Raw genomic sequence first — 15273 nt, forward strand, 5'->3', positions numbered from 1 at the left:
CCCGTATCCCCGGCAACAGGCGGGTCAGCGGGGTGCCGGAGGCCCGTCCATAGCCCGTCCGTGCCTGTTTCGTTGCCACTTTGATCACACCAGAGGCCCCCGCGCGATCGAACCGACAATCCGTCGCTACGATGGCCGGGGCCGGTGGACCGTACCCGGCCGGGTCAGACCGACAGTCAAGCCGGCCGACCCCAATCCCCGCTCCCGGAGGGTTCTTCCGTGCCGGCTGGAACGCTGTACCGCGGCCGGGAAGGCATGTGGTCCTGGGTGGCTCATCGAGTCACCGGTGTCCTCATTTTCTTCTTCCTGTTCGTGCATGTCCTGGACACCGCCCTCGTCCGCGTCTCTCCCGAGGCGTACGACGACGTCGTGTCCACGTACAAGACGCCGATCGTCGCGTTGCTGGAATACGGCCTGGTGGCCGCGATCCTCTTCCACGCGCTGAACGGTCTGCGCATCGTCGCCGTGGACTTCTGGGCCAAGGGCCCGCGCGTTCAGAAGCAGATGCTCTGGGCTGTGCTGGGCATCTGGATCGTGCTGATGCTGGGGGCGCTGTACCCCGTGCTCGGCCACGCCGTACGCGAACTCTTCGGGAGCTGAGGCCCATGTCCACCGAGACTTCCGCGATCGGCGCCGTCGAGGGCGTTTCCCTGTACGACGTCGACAACCCGGCCCCCGTCATCGAGCCGCCGCGCAAGCGGACCGGCAAGACCCCCAAGGGCTCGCGCACCAACTTCGAGATGTACGCCTGGCTCTTCATGCGCCTGTCGGGCATCGTGCTGGTCGTCCTGGTCATCGGCCACCTGCTGATCCAGCTGGTGCTGGACGGCGGCGTCTCCAAGATCGGCTTCGCCTTCGTGGCGGGCCGCTGGGCCTCGCCGTTCTGGCAGGTCTGGGACCTGGCGATGCTGTGGCTCGCCATGCTGCACGGCGCCAACGGTCTGCGTACGGTCATCAACGACTACGCCGAACGGGACAACACCCGCTTCTGGCTGAAGATGCTGCTGTACACCGCCACGGTGTTCACCGTCCTGCTGGGCACGCTGGTGATCTTCACCTTCGACCCGAACATCCGCTAGGCGCCGGGCCCGAAGGACCAGAGGTAAACCATGCAGATCCACAAGTACGACACCGTCATCGTCGGCGCCGGCGGCGCCGGCATGCGCGCGGCCATCGAGTCGACCAAGCGCAGCCGCACCGCCGTGCTGACCAAGCTCTACCCCACCCGCTCCCACACGGGCGCCGCGCAGGGCGGCATGGCCGCCGCGCTGGCCAACGTGGAGGAGGACAACTGGGAGTGGCACACCTTCGACACGATCAAGGGCGGTGACTACCTGGTCGACCAGGACGCCGCCGAGATCCTGGCGAAGGAGGCCATCGACGCCGTTCTCGACCTGGAGAAGATGGGCCTGCCGTTCGGCCGTACTCCCGAGGGCCGGATCGACCAGCGCCGGTTCGGCGGTCACTCCCGCAACCACGGCGAGGCCCCGGTCCGCCGTGCCTGCTACTCGGGCGACCGCACCGGCCACATGATCCTCCAGACGCTGTACCAGAACTGCGTCAAGGAGGGCGTGGAGTTCTTCAACGAGTTCTACGTCCTTGACCAGCTGGTCGTCGAGGTGGACGGCGTCAAGAAGTCCGCCGGCGTCGTCGCCTACGAGCTGGCCACCGGCGAGATCCACGTCTTCCAGGCGAAGTCGGTCATCTACGCCTCGGGCGGCACCGGCAAGTTCTTCAAGGTGACGTCGAACGCGCACACCCTGACCGGTGACGGCCAGGCCGCCTGCTACCGCCGGGGTCTGCCGCTGGAGGACATGGAGTTCTTCCAGTTCCACCCGACGGGCATCTGGCGCATGGGCATCCTGCTGACGGAGGGCGCCCGCGGTGAGGGCGGCATCCTCCGCAACAAGGACGGCGAGCGCTTCATGGAGAAGTACGCGCCCGTCATGAAGGACCTCGCGTCCCGTGACGTCGTCTCGCGCTCCATCTACACGGAGATCCGCGAGGGCCGCGGCTGCGGTCCCGAGGGCGACCACGTCTACCTGGACCTGACCCACCTGCCGCCGGAGCAGCTGGACGCCAAGCTCCCGGACATCACCGAGTTCGCGCGTACGTACCTCGGCATCGAGCCCTACACGGACCCGATCCCGATCCAGCCGACCGCGCACTACGCCATGGGCGGCATCCCGACCAACGTCGAGGGCGAGGTGCTGGCCGACAACACCACCGTCGTCCCGGGCCTGTACGCCGCCGGCGAGGTCGCCTGCGTGTCGGTGCACGGCGCCAACCGCCTCGGCACGAACTCGCTGCTCGACATCAACGTCTTCGGACGCCGCGCGGGCATCGCCGCCGCCGAGTACGCCGAGAAGAGCGACTTCGTCGAGCTTCCCGAGAACCCGGCGCAGCTGGTCGTCGACCAGGTCGAGCGGCTGCGCGACTCCACGGGCACCGAGCGGGTCGCGACGATCCGCCAGGAGCTCCAGGAGTGCATGGACGCCAACGTGATGGTGTTCCGCACCGAGCAGACGATCAAGACCGCGGTCGACAAGATCGCGGAGCTGCGCAAGCGCTACCTGGACGTGTCCGTCCAGGACAAGGGCAAGCGGTTCAACACGGACCTGCTGGAGGCCATCGAGCTGGGCAACCTGCTCGACCTCGCCGAGGTCATGGCGACGTCGGCGCTGGCGCGCAAGGAGTCCCGCGGCGGTCACTACCGCGAGGACTACCCCAACCGCGACGACGTCAACTTCATGCGCCACACCATGGCGTACCGCGAGGTCGCCGAGGACGGCACCGAGTCGATCCGGCTGGACTACAAGCCGGTCGTCCAGACCCGCTACCAGCCGATGGAGCGTAAGTACTGATGGCTACACCCACCCTGGACAAAGCCGACAAGGCTCCCGAGCCCGAGGCCGGCTTCGCCGACTCGCCGTACATCACGGCCACGTTCCGCATCCGGCGGTTCAACCCGGAGGTCTCCGACGAGGCCCAGTGGCAGGACTTCCAGATCGAGATCGACCCGAAGGAGCGTGTGCTCGACGCCCTTCACAAGATCAAGTGGAACCAGGACGGGACGCTCACGTTCCGCCGCTCCTGCGCGCACGGCATCTGCGGTTCGGACGCCATGCGGATCAACGGCAAGAACAGGCTCGCCTGCAAGACGCTGATCAAGGACCTGAGCCCGGAGAAGCCGATCACGATCGAGGCCATCAAGGGCCTCACGGTCCTCAAGGACCTCGTGGTCGACATGGACCCGTTCTTCCAGGCCTACCGCGACGTCATGCCCTTCCTCATCACCAAGGGGAACGAGCCGACCCGCGAGCGCCTGCAGTCCCCCGAGGACCGCGAGCGCTTCGACGACACCACCAAGTGCATCCTGTGCGCCGCGTGCACGTCCTCGTGCCCGGTGTTCTGGAACGACGGCCAGTACTTCGGCCCGGCGGCGATCGTCAACGCGCACCGCTTCATCTTCGACTCGCGCGACGAGGGCGGCGAGCAGCGCCTGGAGATCCTCAACGACCGTGACGGTGTGTGGCGTTGCCGCACCACCTTCAACTGCACGGACGCCTGCCCCCGCGGCATCGAGGTCACCAAGGCGATCCAGGAGGTCAAGCGCGCGCTGATCACGCGTCGCTTCTGATCCCCCGAGCACGTGAAGAGGCCCGGTCCCCCGAGGGGGGCCGGGCCTCTTGCCGTCCCCGGGTGCCCGGTGGTCGAGGGACGCCACCTCAAGTCCGGTGCGCGGTACGAGACCGACGGGCCCGACGACGCGGAGCGCATGACGCCGGGCATGCGCGAGTGGCGGCGCACCCCGGTGCCGTCGAGGTGTCGCAGCTGGTGACCGCGCCGGACCTCAACGGCCGGCTGCCGCTGCGGCTGGCCTCCCCGGACCGCCCCGGGCTCCTGGAGGCGCGGGGCCGGATGTGGGGGCCGGACGGATCCGGGGCGCTCCGGCGGGGTTCGGCGAAGGCGCGGGCCGACCTGGTCGCGTGGTGGTCGGCGGCGGAGGGGTGGAACGAGGCGGCGGGCCGACTGCTGGAGCTCGGCCCGGACGGGATCCGCGAGGAGCTGGCCAGGCAGGCGGCGGAGGGTCGCCCCGGCGAGGAGAGCGAGGAAAGCAGGACGAGCAGAGAAAGCAGGGACGCGTCGAAGGACTGACTCAGTCCCAGGCGGCGCCGCCCTGGTCCTCGGCGACCACCATGATGCGCCGCAGCATGTCGTTGAGCAGCGCCCGCTCCCCCTTGTCCAGGACGCCCAGCAGCCGTTCCTCCTCGTGGCCGAGGATGCCGATCGCGCCGAGCCAGGTCGCCCGGCCCTCGTCGGTCAGCTGTACGTCGACGCGCCGCCGGTCCGTGGTGGACGGGGTGCGCCGGACGAATGCGCGGCGTTCCAGCGCGTCGAGCCGGCCGGTGACGGAGGCGGGGGCGAGGTCGAGGTCGGCGGCCAGATCGGACGGGGTCGCGGTGCCGCCGCGTCCGGCGAGCTTGTGCAGGGTGTCGAACTCCTGCCGGTCCAGGTCGAAGTCGACGAGGGACTGCTCGCGCACCCGGCGCAGATGGACGGAGAGCTTCTTCATCCTGGTCACCGCGCCCTCGACATCCGCGTCGAGCTGGGGAAGCACGGGTCTCCACCGGTCCACGTGCCCGTCGGTCCAGTCGCGTCGCTGCATGCGCCTCAGCCTACGCGTACCGCCCGCTGGATACTTCGGAACCGAAATGAAGTTCCCGCGCACGGCCCACCGGGATGCCCGCGACCGGCGAGGGGCCGGGCCCCGGATACCCTCGGGCCGTGGTGAAGGAAGAGAAGGACGTGAAGGCGGTCAAGGCCCCCAAGAGCGAGCAGACCCGTGCCCTGATCCTCGAAACCGCGCTCCGGCTCTTCCAGGAACGCGGCTTCGACCGGACGACGATGCGGGCCATCGCCCAGGAGGCCGGCGTCTCCGTGGGCAACGCCTACTACTACTTCTCGTCCAAGGAGCACTTGGTCCAGGGCTTCTACGACCGGCTCGCCGCCGAGCACGCTGCGGCGGTGCGGCCGGTACTGGAGGAGGAGACGGACCTCGCGGCGCGCATGCGCGGGGTGCTGATGGCCTGGCTGGACGTGGCGGAGCCGTACCGCCCGTTCGCCACCCAGTTCTTCAAGAACGCCGCCGATCCGGAGAGCCCGCTCAGCCCGTTCTCGGCGGAGTCGGCCGGGGCGCGCGAGGTGGTCATCGCCCTCCACGAGCGCTGCCTGACCGGCTCCACCACCCGGACGGACCCGGAACTTGCGCCGCTGCTCCCGCAGTTGATGTGGCTCATGCACATGGGCCTGGTGCTGTTCTGGGTGTACGACCGGACGGAGGGCGCCGAGCGCAGCCGCCGCCTCGTCGCGCGCACCGTACCGATCGCGGCCCGCGCCGTGGCCCTGTCCCGGTTCCGGGTGCTGCGGCCGCTGGTGCGCCAGGTGCACGAGGTGCTGGAGGAGTTCCTGCCGGAAACGACGGCGCGGACGGCCGGACCGGAGAAGTCCTAGCCGCCCGCGCCACGGGGTCGATCAGATCCAGCCGAGCTCCCACAGGCGCCACACGCCCGTGCCGTCGGAGAGGTACTGCGAACCGGACACGTCGGCCTTGGCGACGACGTAGTCCTTCTTCTGCCACAGCGGGACGAGCGGCACGTCCTCGCCGACGAGCTTCTGGAGCTCCTTGAAGTCGGCCGAGGCCCGGCTGCGGTCGCTGTACTGCAGCGTCGCGCTGATCAGCTGGTCCATCTTCTTGCTGGTGTAGCCGTTGTGGAGGCTGCTGTCGCGGCCGACGAGCGGCTGGCTGAAGGTGTCGGGGTCCGGGTAGTCCGGGAGCCAGCCGACGGTGTACATGTCGTACTCGCCCTTGGCGTAGCCCTTCTGGAACCTCGTCCACTCGACGGCCTTGATGCTGACCTTGAACAGCCCGGTGGCGTTCAGCTGACGCTGGATCTCCTTCGTCTCCGCGATGTACTGGTCACCCTCGCGGTAGGCGAAGAGGACGGGCAGCGGCGTCTGGACGCCGGCGTCCTGCATGAGCGCCTTCGCGCGCTTGGTGTCCGGCGAGGGGTAGGCGTCGAAGAACGGGGTGCTGTGCCCGATGGTGCCCTGGGGGATCAGCGAGTAGAGCGGTTCGACGGTGCCCTTGAAGACGTCGCTCACCAGCGGACCGCGGTCGATGACCGCCGCGATGGCCTGGCGGACCCGGCGGTCGGCGAGCGGGGAGTCCTTGCGGACGTTGAAGACGAGGTTGCGGATCTCGGCGGAGTCGGCCTCGGTGACGCGCTTGTCGGAGTCGCCCGGGTTCAGGTTCGCGAGCGTGGACGGCGGCAGCTGACGGTGCGTGACGTCGACCTGTCCGGACTTCCAGGCGGCGAGGAGGTCCTCGGACTGCTTGTAGTAGCGGACGGTGACCGGGCCGCCGGTCTTGGTCAGCGCGCCCTTGTACCGCGAGTTCGGCACGAGTTCGGCCTTGACGCCGGGCTCGTAGGACTTCAGGACGTACGGCCCCGAGCCGCTCACCTTGTCGTCGGCGCGCAGCTTGTGCTCCGAGTAGGCGTCCTTCTCGACGATGGCGCCAGCGCCCGTGGCGATCTTCTGCGGGAAGGTCGCGTCGCGCGCGGAGAGGTTGAAGGTGATGAGCCTGCCCTCGGTGACCACGTTCTTCAGGCTGGGGAAGAGGACCGAGGGACCGACGTCCGTCTTGATCTCCAGCATCCGGTCGAACGAGTACTTGACGTCCTCGGCGGTCACCTTCTTGCCGTCGGAGAACGTCAGGTCGTCACGGAGCTTGCACTGGTACGTCTGCAGCTTCCCGCCGAGGAAGCTGCAGCTCTCCGCGGCGTCCGGCTCGGGCACGATCGCGCCCGACTTGAACGTCATCAGCGACTGGTAGACGTTGCTGTACATAGCCCAGGAACCGGCGTCGTAGGCGCCCGCCGGGTCGAGCGAGGTCACCGCGTCGGTCGTGCCGACGACGACCGGATCGGAGTTCCCCTCGTCCGAAGGAATCAGTTGCCAGGCGACCACGCCTGCGATGACCAATACCGCGAAAATCGCGAGAATCCGTAGCCGGATCGACCGCATTGACGTGCTCTCCCTTAACTGCCCCACCTCGGTGTCGCGCTCAGATACGCAGATCACCGCACGTTCGCGCTCAGCCAATCACACGATTTTCACATCTGGAAGGGGAGATCAGAGGCTCACAGTCAATTGTTTGCCAGTCGAAACCTTCGGCCGTTACCGCGAATACAGAGGGTTCACCGCCGGTCACCCGATCGGCCATTACGCCTGCCCGGAGGCGAGTTCGACGACGGTGATGTCGGAGGGGGCGCCGACCCGTACGGGCGGACCCCAGGCACCGGCGCCCCGGGTGACGTACAGCTGGGTGTCGCCGTAGCGTTCGAGCCCGGCGACCGTGGGGTTGGACAGCCCGGCGATGTGGTTGCCGGGCCAGAGCTGGCCGCCGTGGGTGTGCCCGGAGAGCTGGAGGTCCACGCCGTATTCGACGGCCTCGTCGACGACCACCGGCTGGTGTGCCATGAGCACGACCACGCGGCCCGGATCGCGGTCCCCGAGGGCGCGGGCGAAATCGGGTCCCTGCCCTTCGCTCTCGCCGGCGATGTCATTGACGCCAGCCAGATCGAAACCGCCCGTCTCCACCCGGGCGTTCTCCAGCGGGTGAAGCCCCAATTCCCTTACATGATCAACCCATTGGGCCGCGCCGGAGTAGTACTCGTGATTGCCGGTGACAAAGAACGCCCCGTGCCGGGCGCGGAGAGCGGCGAGCGGTTCGGCGGCCGGGCCGAGGTCGGCGACCGATCCGTCGACCAGGTCGCCGACGACCGCGATGAGATCGGGCTGCGTCCCGTTGACCGCGTCCACGACCCGCTGCGTATGGGACCGCCCGAGGATCGGGCCGAGGTGGATGTCGCTGACGACGGCGATACGGAAGCCGTGGGCGGACCGGGGCAGCCGGGCGAGCGGCACGGTGACCCGCTTCACCCGGGGCCCGCGCAGCACGCCGTACGCCCCGTAGCCGGTGGCCCCGAGCCCCGCCACCGCGGCGGCGCCACCGACGGCCCGCGCCACGAAGAGCCGCCGCGAGGGGGCGCCGGGCGCGGGCTCCGGTACGGGCCCGGGCTCCGGTACGGGCCCGGGTGCCGGTTCCGGTACGGGCGCGGCCTCCGGCGCGGAGGCGGGTACGGACACCGGCGCCGGTTCCGGTTCGGGCTCCGGCGCGGCCCGGCGCGCGAGCCACCGCCGGAGCAGGGGCCGCACGGCCTCGCCCACCAGCAGCGCGAGCGTCAGGTAGAGCAGCGCGGCGAGCCAGAGGAACCCCGGCCAGGCCAGCACCTGCTGGAGGAGGAAGGGCGCGCCCGCGCGGCCGGAGACCAGGGCGCCGACGCTGAGCAGCGGCAGCACGTACGCGGCGGCCGTACCGGCCCGGCGCCACGGGCTGCCGGGTGTCGTCGTGTCACCGACGAACCGGCGCCACACATAGCGGTGCACTCCCACGAGCAGCGCGAGCACCGCGACCGCCGCCAGAGCGAATCCCACGACCCGCATGCTGCCTCTCCCGCCCCATTCGTCCCGGTACCAGCCGGTTCAGGCCCCGGTCGGGACCGGTGGTTTCAAGCCTTCTCGGCGCGCAGGGCCCTGACGCCCCGGAACCCGATCCATCCCACGGCCGTCCCCAGGAGAAAGGACGTGATGGCGAGCAGCAGATGCACCCAGAAGTACGCGGTCGGGTCCCCGGCGTCGTCGAAGGCGAGGCCGCTGCCGTCCTTCCACAGGTTTTTGACGAAGGTGACCCAGATGAACCAGCTCCACACCCCGAAGGCGAGCAGGAACCAGGAGACGGGGCGGCTGAGCTTCATGGATTCAGTATCGCCGCCGCGCTCCGGGCGGTTCGGGCGGGGTGGTCCGTCCCGGCGGTCCGCCCGGCGGGTCACGCGGGCGGTACATATATTCACATCAACTGCATGTACGTTTTCGACCGTGCCAGCTCTCAAGAAGGCCGCGTTGGCGGTCACCTCTGCCGCCCTGCTGTCCGCTTTTGCCGTCACGCCCGCCTCCGCGGCCGGCGGGGACGACGACGCCCCCAAGCCTCCGGCGGACATGTCGCAGGTCGGGGGCGCGCAGCTGGGGCGGTCCGGCACCCAGGCCAATCTCCTGGCCGGCGCCCCGGTCCTGCCCAAGAAGCTGACCGGCCGGTCGTGGATGGTCTCGGACGCGGAGAGCGGCAAGGTGCTCGCCGCGCACAACGCGCACTGGCGGCTGCCCCCGGCGTCCACGCTCAAGATGCTCTTCGCGGACACCCTGCTGGAGGACCAGGCGCTCCTGCCCAAGACGCGGGAGTACACGGTGAAGGACGAGGACCTCGCCGATCTCGGGGAGGGCAGCAGCCTGGTGGGGATCAAGGAGGACCTCAGCTACACGGTCCACGACCTGTGGCTCGGAGTCTTCCTGCGTTCCGGGAACGACGCGGTGCACGTACTGGCCTCGATGTACGGCGGTGTCCCGAAGACCGTCCAGGCCATGCAGGACCGCGCGGTGGAGCTCCAGGCGCTCGACACGCACGTGGTGTCGCCCGACGGGTACGACGCGCCCAACCAGGTCTCCAGCGCGTACGACCTCTCGCTCTTCGCCCGCGACGGACTCCAGAACGCGGACTTCCGGGAGTACTGCTCGACCGCCGCGGCGCAGTTCCCCGGGGAGAAGAAGAAGGGCAAGAAGCGCGAGACCTTCGGCATCCAGAACACCAACCGGCTGCTCACCGGGGCCGACGGCGTCGACGCGTACAAGGGCATCGCGGGCGTCAAGAACGGCTACACCTCGCACGCCGGCAACACCTTCACCGGTGTCGCCGAGCGCGATGGCAAGGTCCTCCTGGTCACCGTCATGAACCCGTCGTCCGACGAGACCCACGCGGTCTACAAGGAGGCGGCCCGGCTGCTGGACTGGGGGTTCGCCGCGAGCGGCAAGGTGACCCCGGTGGGTGAGCTGGTCCCGCCGAAGTCCGCGCTCGTCGACGAGGGCTCGGACACCGAGGGCACGGGCAAGGGCGCGGAGGCGCCGACGCCGGCCGGGGGCAAGGGCGAGCACGGGGCCGGTGCGGCGCAGGCGGCGGCCGCCACCGACGGCTCCAGCGGGGCCGGGATCGCGCTGGGCGTCGTCGGCGGCGTCCTGGTCCTGCTGGCCGGCGGGGTGTTCCTGGTCAACCGGCGCTGGCCGCTGCCGGACCTGATGCGTCGCCGTCCCCGCCCGTGACGCGCCGGGCGGCGGGCGCGGGATCCTCCTCCGCGTCCACCGCCGGGTCGTCCTCCTTGCTCGGCGTCGCCGTCCACGCGGCGCAGAACAGCAGCAGCTTGGCCGTGAAGTTGATCCACAGCAGCAGGGCGATCGGCACCCCGAAGGCGCCGTACATGCTCTTGGACGCGACGCCCCGCATATAGCTGCCGAGCAGCAGCTTCAGCAGCTCGAACCCGACAGCGCCGAGCAGCGCCGCCACCATCAGCCGGCGGCGCGGCGGTTCGACGCCGGGCAGCAGGGTCAGCAGGTAGAGCAGCAGCAGGAAGTCGGCGGCCACGCCCACCAGCAGGGCGGCGATCCGCAGCAGCACCCCGCCCGCCCCGTTCTCGGGGATGTTGAGCAGGTCCGCGACCCAGCCGACGGCCACCGAGCCGACCGAGGAGATCGCGAGGGTCACCAGCGCCGCGCCGCCCAGGCCGAACAGCACCCCGGCGTCCTTGATCTTGCGGACGACCGGATTGCCCTCGTCGAGGTCGTCCATCTCCCAGACCGCGCGCAGGCAGTCCCGCATCGAGCCGATCCAGCCGATGCCCGTGAAGAGCAGCAGCGCACCGGCCACCAGACCGACCGTCCCCGCGTGGGCGACCAGGTTGTCGATGCCGAGCTGGTCGGAGATCCCGGGCACCTGGTCGGCGATCTTGCCCTCGATCCTGTCCAGCTGCTTGTCGGAGAGGAGCGCGGCACCGATGGCCGCGCCGACCGCGATCAGCGGGAAGAGGGCGAGGAAGCTGATGAACGTGATCGCCGCGGCGAGCCGGGCCCAGTGGACCCGCACCAGCGTCTCGTAACTGCGCCACGCGTGCGTCTCCATCAGCCGGGAGACGAGCGGCCCGATGACGGGGAGATTTTTCAGCCAGTCCATGTCCCACGACTACCCCTCGTGCCCGGGAAAACCGAAATCCGTTGCGGAGTGGAGGAGATGACGGACGTTCAATCACCCATTTCGGTGAGTGTTGTAACAAATCCCTCAGAGGTGTTATCCCGGGCGATACGGTCACCTCCATGTCTGTCGACACCGTGTCCCTGACCGGCTGGGGCCGCACCGCCCCGACGACCGCGCTGCGTTTCCGCCCCCGTAGTTACGAGGAGGCCGCGGCGACCGTGCTGGGCTGCGGGCCTCGCGGTTCGATCGCCCGGGGCCTGGGCCGGGCGCACGGCGACGCGGCGCAGAACGCCGGGGGTTCGGTCCTGGACATGACGGCCCTGGACCGCGTCCGGGCGATCGACGCGGCGGCCGGTCTGGTGGTGTGCGACGCGGGCACGACCCTGCACCGGCTGCGCGAGGTCATGCTGCCGCTCGGCTGGTTCCTGCCGGTGGTGCCCGGCGGGCGTTACGTCACGGTGGGCGGCGCGATCGGCTCCGACGCCCACGGCGACAACCACCGCGCGGCCGGCTCCTTCGCCCGGCACGTCACGGAGTTCACACTGCTCACGGCCGACGGCGAGGTGCGTACGGTCCACCCCGGCACCCCGCTCTTCGACGCGACCGCCGGCGGTCTGGGCCTGACCGGGGTGATCCTCTCGGCCACGCTCCGGTTCCGCCCGGTCACCACCTCCCTGATGGCGGTCGACACCCAGCGGGCTGATGGGCTCGACGACCTGCTGGCCCGGATGACGCGCGGCGGCCACCGCCCCTACGAGTACGCCCGGATCGACCTGACCGCCCGGGGCCGGGCCACCGGGCGCGCCGTCCTGGTGACGGCGGACCACGTCCCCGTGCACGCGCTCCCGGCGTCCGCCCGGCGCACCGCGCTCGCGCTCCGCCCGGCGCCGCGCCGCCCCGGCGGACTCCCGTTCCTGTCCGGCCTGTTCGGGCGGCTGTCCGCGAGCGCGCTCAACGAGATCGGCTACCGCTCCGCGCCCCGGTCCCGGACCGGCGAACTCCGGTCGCTCGCCGCCTTCTTCCACGCCCTGGACGCCGCGCCGCACAGCAACCGCGTCTCCCCCACCGGCGGCCGCGTCCACTACGCGTTCCTGGTCGGTCACGGGCAGGAGGAGACGCTGCGCCGGATCGTCGGCCGGATCGCCCGCAGCCGCTGCCCCTCGTTCCGCGCGGTGCTCAGGCGGTGCGGCGAGGGCGGCCCCGGCTGGCTGTCCTTCCCCGCGCCCGGCTGGAACCTCGCCCTCGATCTGCCGGCCGGCCTGCCGGGGCTCGCCCGCTTCCTCGACTCCCTGGACGAGGAGGTGGCGGCGGCGGGCGGCCGGGTCTCCCTGACGGAGGACGCCCGGCTGCGCCCCGACGCGCTCGCCGCGATGTACCCGCGGCTGCCCGGCTTCCGGGCGCTGCGGGCCGAGCTGGACCCGACCGGGGCGTTCCGCTCGGACCTGTCCCGCCGGCTGTCGCTGTAGACCCCTCTTCCCCTTCCAAGGAGCGTTCCCGTGAAGGATGCCTTCGGTGCCCCGCAGTCCCTGCTCGTCCTCGGCGGCACGTCGGAGATCGGGCTCGCCACCGCACGCCGCCTGATCGCCCACCGCACCCGCACGGTCTGGCTGGCCGGCCGCCCGTCGCCCGCCCTGGAGGCGGCGGCGGAGGACCTGCGCCACCGGGGGGCGTACGTGCAGACCGTGGCCTTCGACGCGCTGGACACCGAGTCCCACGAGACGGTCCTGGGCAAGATCTTCACCGAGGGCGACATCGACATGGTGCTGCTCGCCTTCGGCATCCCGGGCGACCAGGAGCGCGACGAGGAGGAGCCGCTCGCGGCGGTCCGGGTCGCGCAGACGAACTACACCGGCGCAGTCTCCGCCGGTCTGGTGTGCGCGGGCGCGCTCCAGGCGCAGGGGCACGGTTCGCTGGTGGTGCTGTCCTCGGTGGCCGGTGAGCGGGCCCGGCGGGCCGACTTCATCTACGGGTCGAGCAAGGCGGGCCTCGACGTGTTCACGCAGGGCCTCGGGGACGCGTTGCACGGCACGGGGGTGCACGTGATGGTGGTGCGGCCGGGGCTCGTGGTGCCGGACTCGGCTGCGGCGCGGGGCACCGGGGGGCCGCTGGCGACGATCCCGTTCACCCGGACGCCGCTGGTGACGACGCCGGGGGCGGTGGCGGACGCGATCGTGACCGGGCTGCGGCGGCGGTCGGAGACGGTGTGGGTGCCGGGGGCGCTGCGCGCGGTGATGTCGGCGCTGCGGCACGTGCCGAGGCCGCTGTTCCGGCGGCTGCCGGTCTAGGCCGGGAGGCCGGTCCGGCTTCCCGCTACGGGCGCAGGGACGGGGCGTCCAGGGAGCTGCCGCTCTGCGCGGGGACGGCGGGGCCGGTGCCGCCCGCGCCGAACGGGAACTCGTTGATCTTGCGCCAGACGCGGTCCAGGCGGCCCTGCTCGTACAGGGCGAAGGAGCCGCAGATCCAGGACGCCTCGTAGTCGGCGAGCTCCGCGTACGCCCGGTCCATCGCCGCCTCGGAGATGTCGTGGGCGACGGTCACGTGCGGGTGGTACGGGAACTGGAGCTCGCGCACCAGGGGCCCGGAGGCGTCCCGTACCCGCTTCTGGAGCCAGGAGCAGGCCGACGCGCCCTCGACGACCTGGACGAAGACGACCGGCGAGAGCGGGCGGAAGGTGCCGGTGCCGGAGAGCCGCATCGGGAAGGGGCGGCCGCCGGTCGCGATCGAGGCGAGGTGCGCCTCGATCGCGGGCAGGTCGGCCGCTTCCGCCTCGGTCGGCGGCATGAGGGTGACGTGGGTGGGAATGCCGTGTGCGGCAGGGTCCCCGAAGCTCGCGCGCCGCTCCTGGAGCAGGCTGCCGTAGGGCTCCGGGACCGCGATCGAAACGCCGAGCGTTACGGTCCCCACGTCGTTCTCCTCAATCCTCGGTGGTCTGTTTTCAGCCACGGACGGCCGCAAGCATCACGCCGCAAGTGTGCCGCCTGCGGGTGCCCCGCCGCCAGGGTCCTTGGACTCAGTGCTTCGCGGGCAGAAGACCCATCCGGTCGTAGGTGAGCGCGAGGGTCTCCGCCGCCACGGCCCGCGCCTTCTCGGCGCCCTCGGCCAGGATGGAGTCCAGCGTCTCCGTGTCGTCCAGGTATTCCTGCGTACGCGTGCGGAACGGTGTGACGAAATCGACCATGACCTCGGCGAGGTCCGTCTTCAGCGCGCCGTAGCCCTTGCCCTCGTACTTCTGCTCCAGCTCCGGCAGCGACGCACCGGTGAGCGTGGAGTAGATGGTCAGCAGGTTGCTGACGCCGGGCTTCTCCGCACGGTCGAAGCGGATCACCGTGTCGGTGTCGGTGACGGCGCTCTTGACCTTCTTGGCGGTCGCCTTCGGCTCGTCCAGGAGGTTGATCAGGCCCTTCGGGTTCGCCGTCGACTTGCTCATCTTCGACGACGGGTCCTGGAGGTCGTAGATCTTCGCCGTCTCCTTGAGGATGTACGGGTCCGGGATCGTGAAGGTGTCACCGTACGTCGTGTTGAACCGCTCGGCGAGGTTGCGGGTCAGCTCCAGGTGCTGGCGCTGGTCCTCGCCCACCGGGACCTCGTCGGCCTGGTAGAGCAGGATGTCGGCGACCATCAGCATCGGGTAGGTGAAGAGACCGACCGTGGTGCGGTCGGTCCCCTGCTTGGCGGACTTGTCCTTGAACTGCGTCATGCGGGACGCCTCGCCGAACCCGGCCAGGCAGTTCATGACCCAGCCCAGCTGGGCGTGCTCGGGGACATGGCTCTGGACGAACAGCGTGCAGCGCTCGGGGTCGACGCCGGCGGCGAGCACCTGGGCGACGGCGAGCCTGGTGTTGGCGCGCAGCTCGGCGGGGTCCTGGGCGACGGTGATCGCGTGCAGGTCGACCACCATGTAGAAGGCGTCGTGGGACTCCTGCAGGGCCACCCACTGGCGCACGGCGCCGAGGTAGTTGCCGAGGTGGAACGAGCCTGAGGTGGGCTGGATTCCGGAGAGCACACGGGGACGTTCAGAGGCCATGGACTCATTGTCTCAGGTGCGCGGGCCTTCTCGGGCAGCCGGTGGAGTA

General features: G+C 70.4%; 17 protein-coding genes. 10 read left to right on the plus strand and 7 right to left on the minus strand.

The features are described 5' to 3' along the window. Nucleotides 1-219: 219 nt before the first annotated feature. The 6 genes from sdhC (at nucleotide 220) to BLW14_RS11810 (ending at nucleotide 4158) form a co-directional block, all read left to right on the plus strand. A complete protein-coding gene (gene sdhC, locus BLW14_RS11790; RefSeq protein WP_026242571.1) occupies nucleotides 220-600 on the plus strand; it encodes a succinate dehydrogenase, cytochrome b556 subunit in 381 nt (126 codons plus the stop codon). Between the two features lie 5 nt (nucleotides 601-605). After that, nucleotides 606-1079, plus strand: a complete 474-nt coding sequence (locus BLW14_RS11795) for a succinate dehydrogenase hydrophobic membrane anchor subunit (RefSeq protein WP_073964328.1) — start codon at nucleotides 606-608, stop codon at nucleotides 1077-1079. Nucleotides 1080-1109: 30 nt separating this feature from the next. Then, the gene (gene sdhA / locus BLW14_RS11800) at nucleotides 1110-2864 is read left to right on the plus strand and encodes a succinate dehydrogenase flavoprotein subunit (protein ID WP_018519181.1); all 1755 of its coding nucleotides are present in this window, start codon (nucleotides 1110-1112) and stop codon (nucleotides 2862-2864) included. Further along, the gene (locus tag BLW14_RS11805) at nucleotides 2864-3640 is read left to right on the plus strand and encodes a succinate dehydrogenase iron-sulfur subunit (protein WP_018519182.1); all 777 of its coding nucleotides are present in this window, start codon (nucleotides 2864-2866) and stop codon (nucleotides 3638-3640) included. Before sdhA ends, BLW14_RS11805 begins: the two co-directional genes overlap by 1 nt. Before the next feature lie 69 nt (nucleotides 3641-3709). After that, a complete protein-coding gene (locus BLW14_RS35120; protein ID WP_256332746.1) occupies nucleotides 3710-3841 on the plus strand; it encodes a hypothetical protein in 132 nt (43 codons plus the stop codon). Next, nucleotides 3838-4158, plus strand: coding sequence for a hypothetical protein (locus tag BLW14_RS11810; RefSeq protein WP_143052002.1), 321 nt, complete (start codon nucleotides 3838-3840; stop codon nucleotides 4156-4158). Before BLW14_RS35120 ends, BLW14_RS11810 begins: the two co-directional genes overlap by 4 nt. Nucleotide 4159: 1 nt before the next feature. On the opposite strand, the gene BLW14_RS11815 is transcribed toward BLW14_RS11810, so the two are convergent. Continuing rightward, nucleotides 4160-4669 (minus strand): MarR family winged helix-turn-helix transcriptional regulator, encoded by a 510-nt coding sequence (locus BLW14_RS11815; protein WP_093706955.1) that lies wholly within the window; start codon nucleotides 4667-4669, stop codon nucleotides 4160-4162. Nucleotides 4670-4788: 119 nt separating this feature from the next. On the opposite strand from BLW14_RS11815, the gene BLW14_RS11820 reads away from it, so the two are divergent. After that, nucleotides 4789-5514: a TetR/AcrR family transcriptional regulator gene (locus BLW14_RS11820; RefSeq protein WP_093710701.1), complete on the plus strand. Its 726-nt coding sequence runs from the start codon at nucleotides 4789-4791 to the stop codon at nucleotides 5512-5514. A 21-nt stretch (nucleotides 5515-5535) separates the two neighbouring features. On the opposite strand, the gene BLW14_RS11825 is transcribed toward BLW14_RS11820, so the two are convergent. The 3 genes from BLW14_RS11825 to BLW14_RS35125 form a co-directional block, all read right to left on the minus strand. Then, nucleotides 5536-7089: an ABC transporter substrate-binding protein gene (locus tag BLW14_RS11825; protein WP_093706957.1), complete on the minus strand. Its 1554-nt coding sequence runs from the start codon at nucleotides 7087-7089 to the stop codon at nucleotides 5536-5538. A 198-nt stretch (nucleotides 7090-7287) separates the two neighbouring features. Beyond that, nucleotides 7288-8571, minus strand: coding sequence for a metallophosphoesterase (locus BLW14_RS11830; RefSeq protein WP_093706959.1), 1284 nt, complete (start codon nucleotides 8569-8571; stop codon nucleotides 7288-7290). 65 nt (nucleotides 8572-8636) lie between these two features. Further along, the gene (locus BLW14_RS35125) at nucleotides 8637-8882 is read right to left on the minus strand and encodes an SCO4848 family membrane protein (RefSeq protein ID WP_018550495.1); all 246 of its coding nucleotides are present in this window, start codon (nucleotides 8880-8882) and stop codon (nucleotides 8637-8639) included. Between the two features lie 121 nt (nucleotides 8883-9003). Here BLW14_RS35125 and BLW14_RS11835 point away from each other — a divergent pair, with 121 nt between their 5' ends. Continuing rightward, a complete protein-coding gene (locus BLW14_RS11835; RefSeq protein WP_371128068.1) occupies nucleotides 9004-10275 on the plus strand; it encodes a D-alanyl-D-alanine carboxypeptidase family protein in 1272 nt (423 codons plus the stop codon). On the opposite strand, the gene BLW14_RS11840 is transcribed toward BLW14_RS11835, so the two are convergent. Next, nucleotides 10223-11179, minus strand: coding sequence for a YihY/virulence factor BrkB family protein (locus BLW14_RS11840; protein WP_093706963.1), 957 nt, complete (start codon nucleotides 11177-11179; stop codon nucleotides 10223-10225). The two genes, BLW14_RS11835 and BLW14_RS11840, sit on opposite strands and share 53 nt — an antisense overlap. A 140-nt stretch (nucleotides 11180-11319) precedes the next feature. Between BLW14_RS11840 and BLW14_RS11845 the strand changes: the two genes are divergently transcribed. Together BLW14_RS11845 and BLW14_RS11850 are read left to right on the plus strand one after the other, a co-directional pair. After that, a complete protein-coding gene (locus tag BLW14_RS11845) occupies nucleotides 11320-12666 on the plus strand; it encodes an FAD-binding oxidoreductase (protein WP_093706965.1) in 1347 nt (448 codons plus the stop codon). Between the two features lie 30 nt (nucleotides 12667-12696). Further along, nucleotides 12697-13485: a decaprenylphospho-beta-D-erythro-pentofuranosid-2-ulose 2-reductase gene (locus BLW14_RS11850; protein ID WP_093706967.1), complete on the plus strand. Its 789-nt coding sequence runs from the start codon at nucleotides 12697-12699 to the stop codon at nucleotides 13483-13485. Between the two features lie 25 nt (nucleotides 13486-13510). Here BLW14_RS11850 and BLW14_RS11855 read toward each other — a convergent pair whose 3' ends face one another. Both BLW14_RS11855 and trpS read right to left on the minus strand, forming a co-directional pair. After that, nucleotides 13511-14104: a 2'-5' RNA ligase family protein gene (locus BLW14_RS11855; protein WP_093706969.1), complete on the minus strand. Its 594-nt coding sequence runs from the start codon at nucleotides 14102-14104 to the stop codon at nucleotides 13511-13513. 106 nt (nucleotides 14105-14210) lie between these two features. Beyond that, a complete protein-coding gene (trpS, locus tag BLW14_RS11860; protein ID WP_093706971.1) occupies nucleotides 14211-15224 on the minus strand; it encodes a tryptophan--tRNA ligase in 1014 nt (337 codons plus the stop codon). Nucleotides 15225-15273 lie beyond the last annotated feature (49 nt).

The organism is Streptomyces sp. 2131.1, assembly GCF_900105515.1.
Lineage (GTDB): Bacteria > Actinomycetota > Actinomycetes > Streptomycetales > Streptomycetaceae > Streptomyces > Streptomyces drozdowiczii.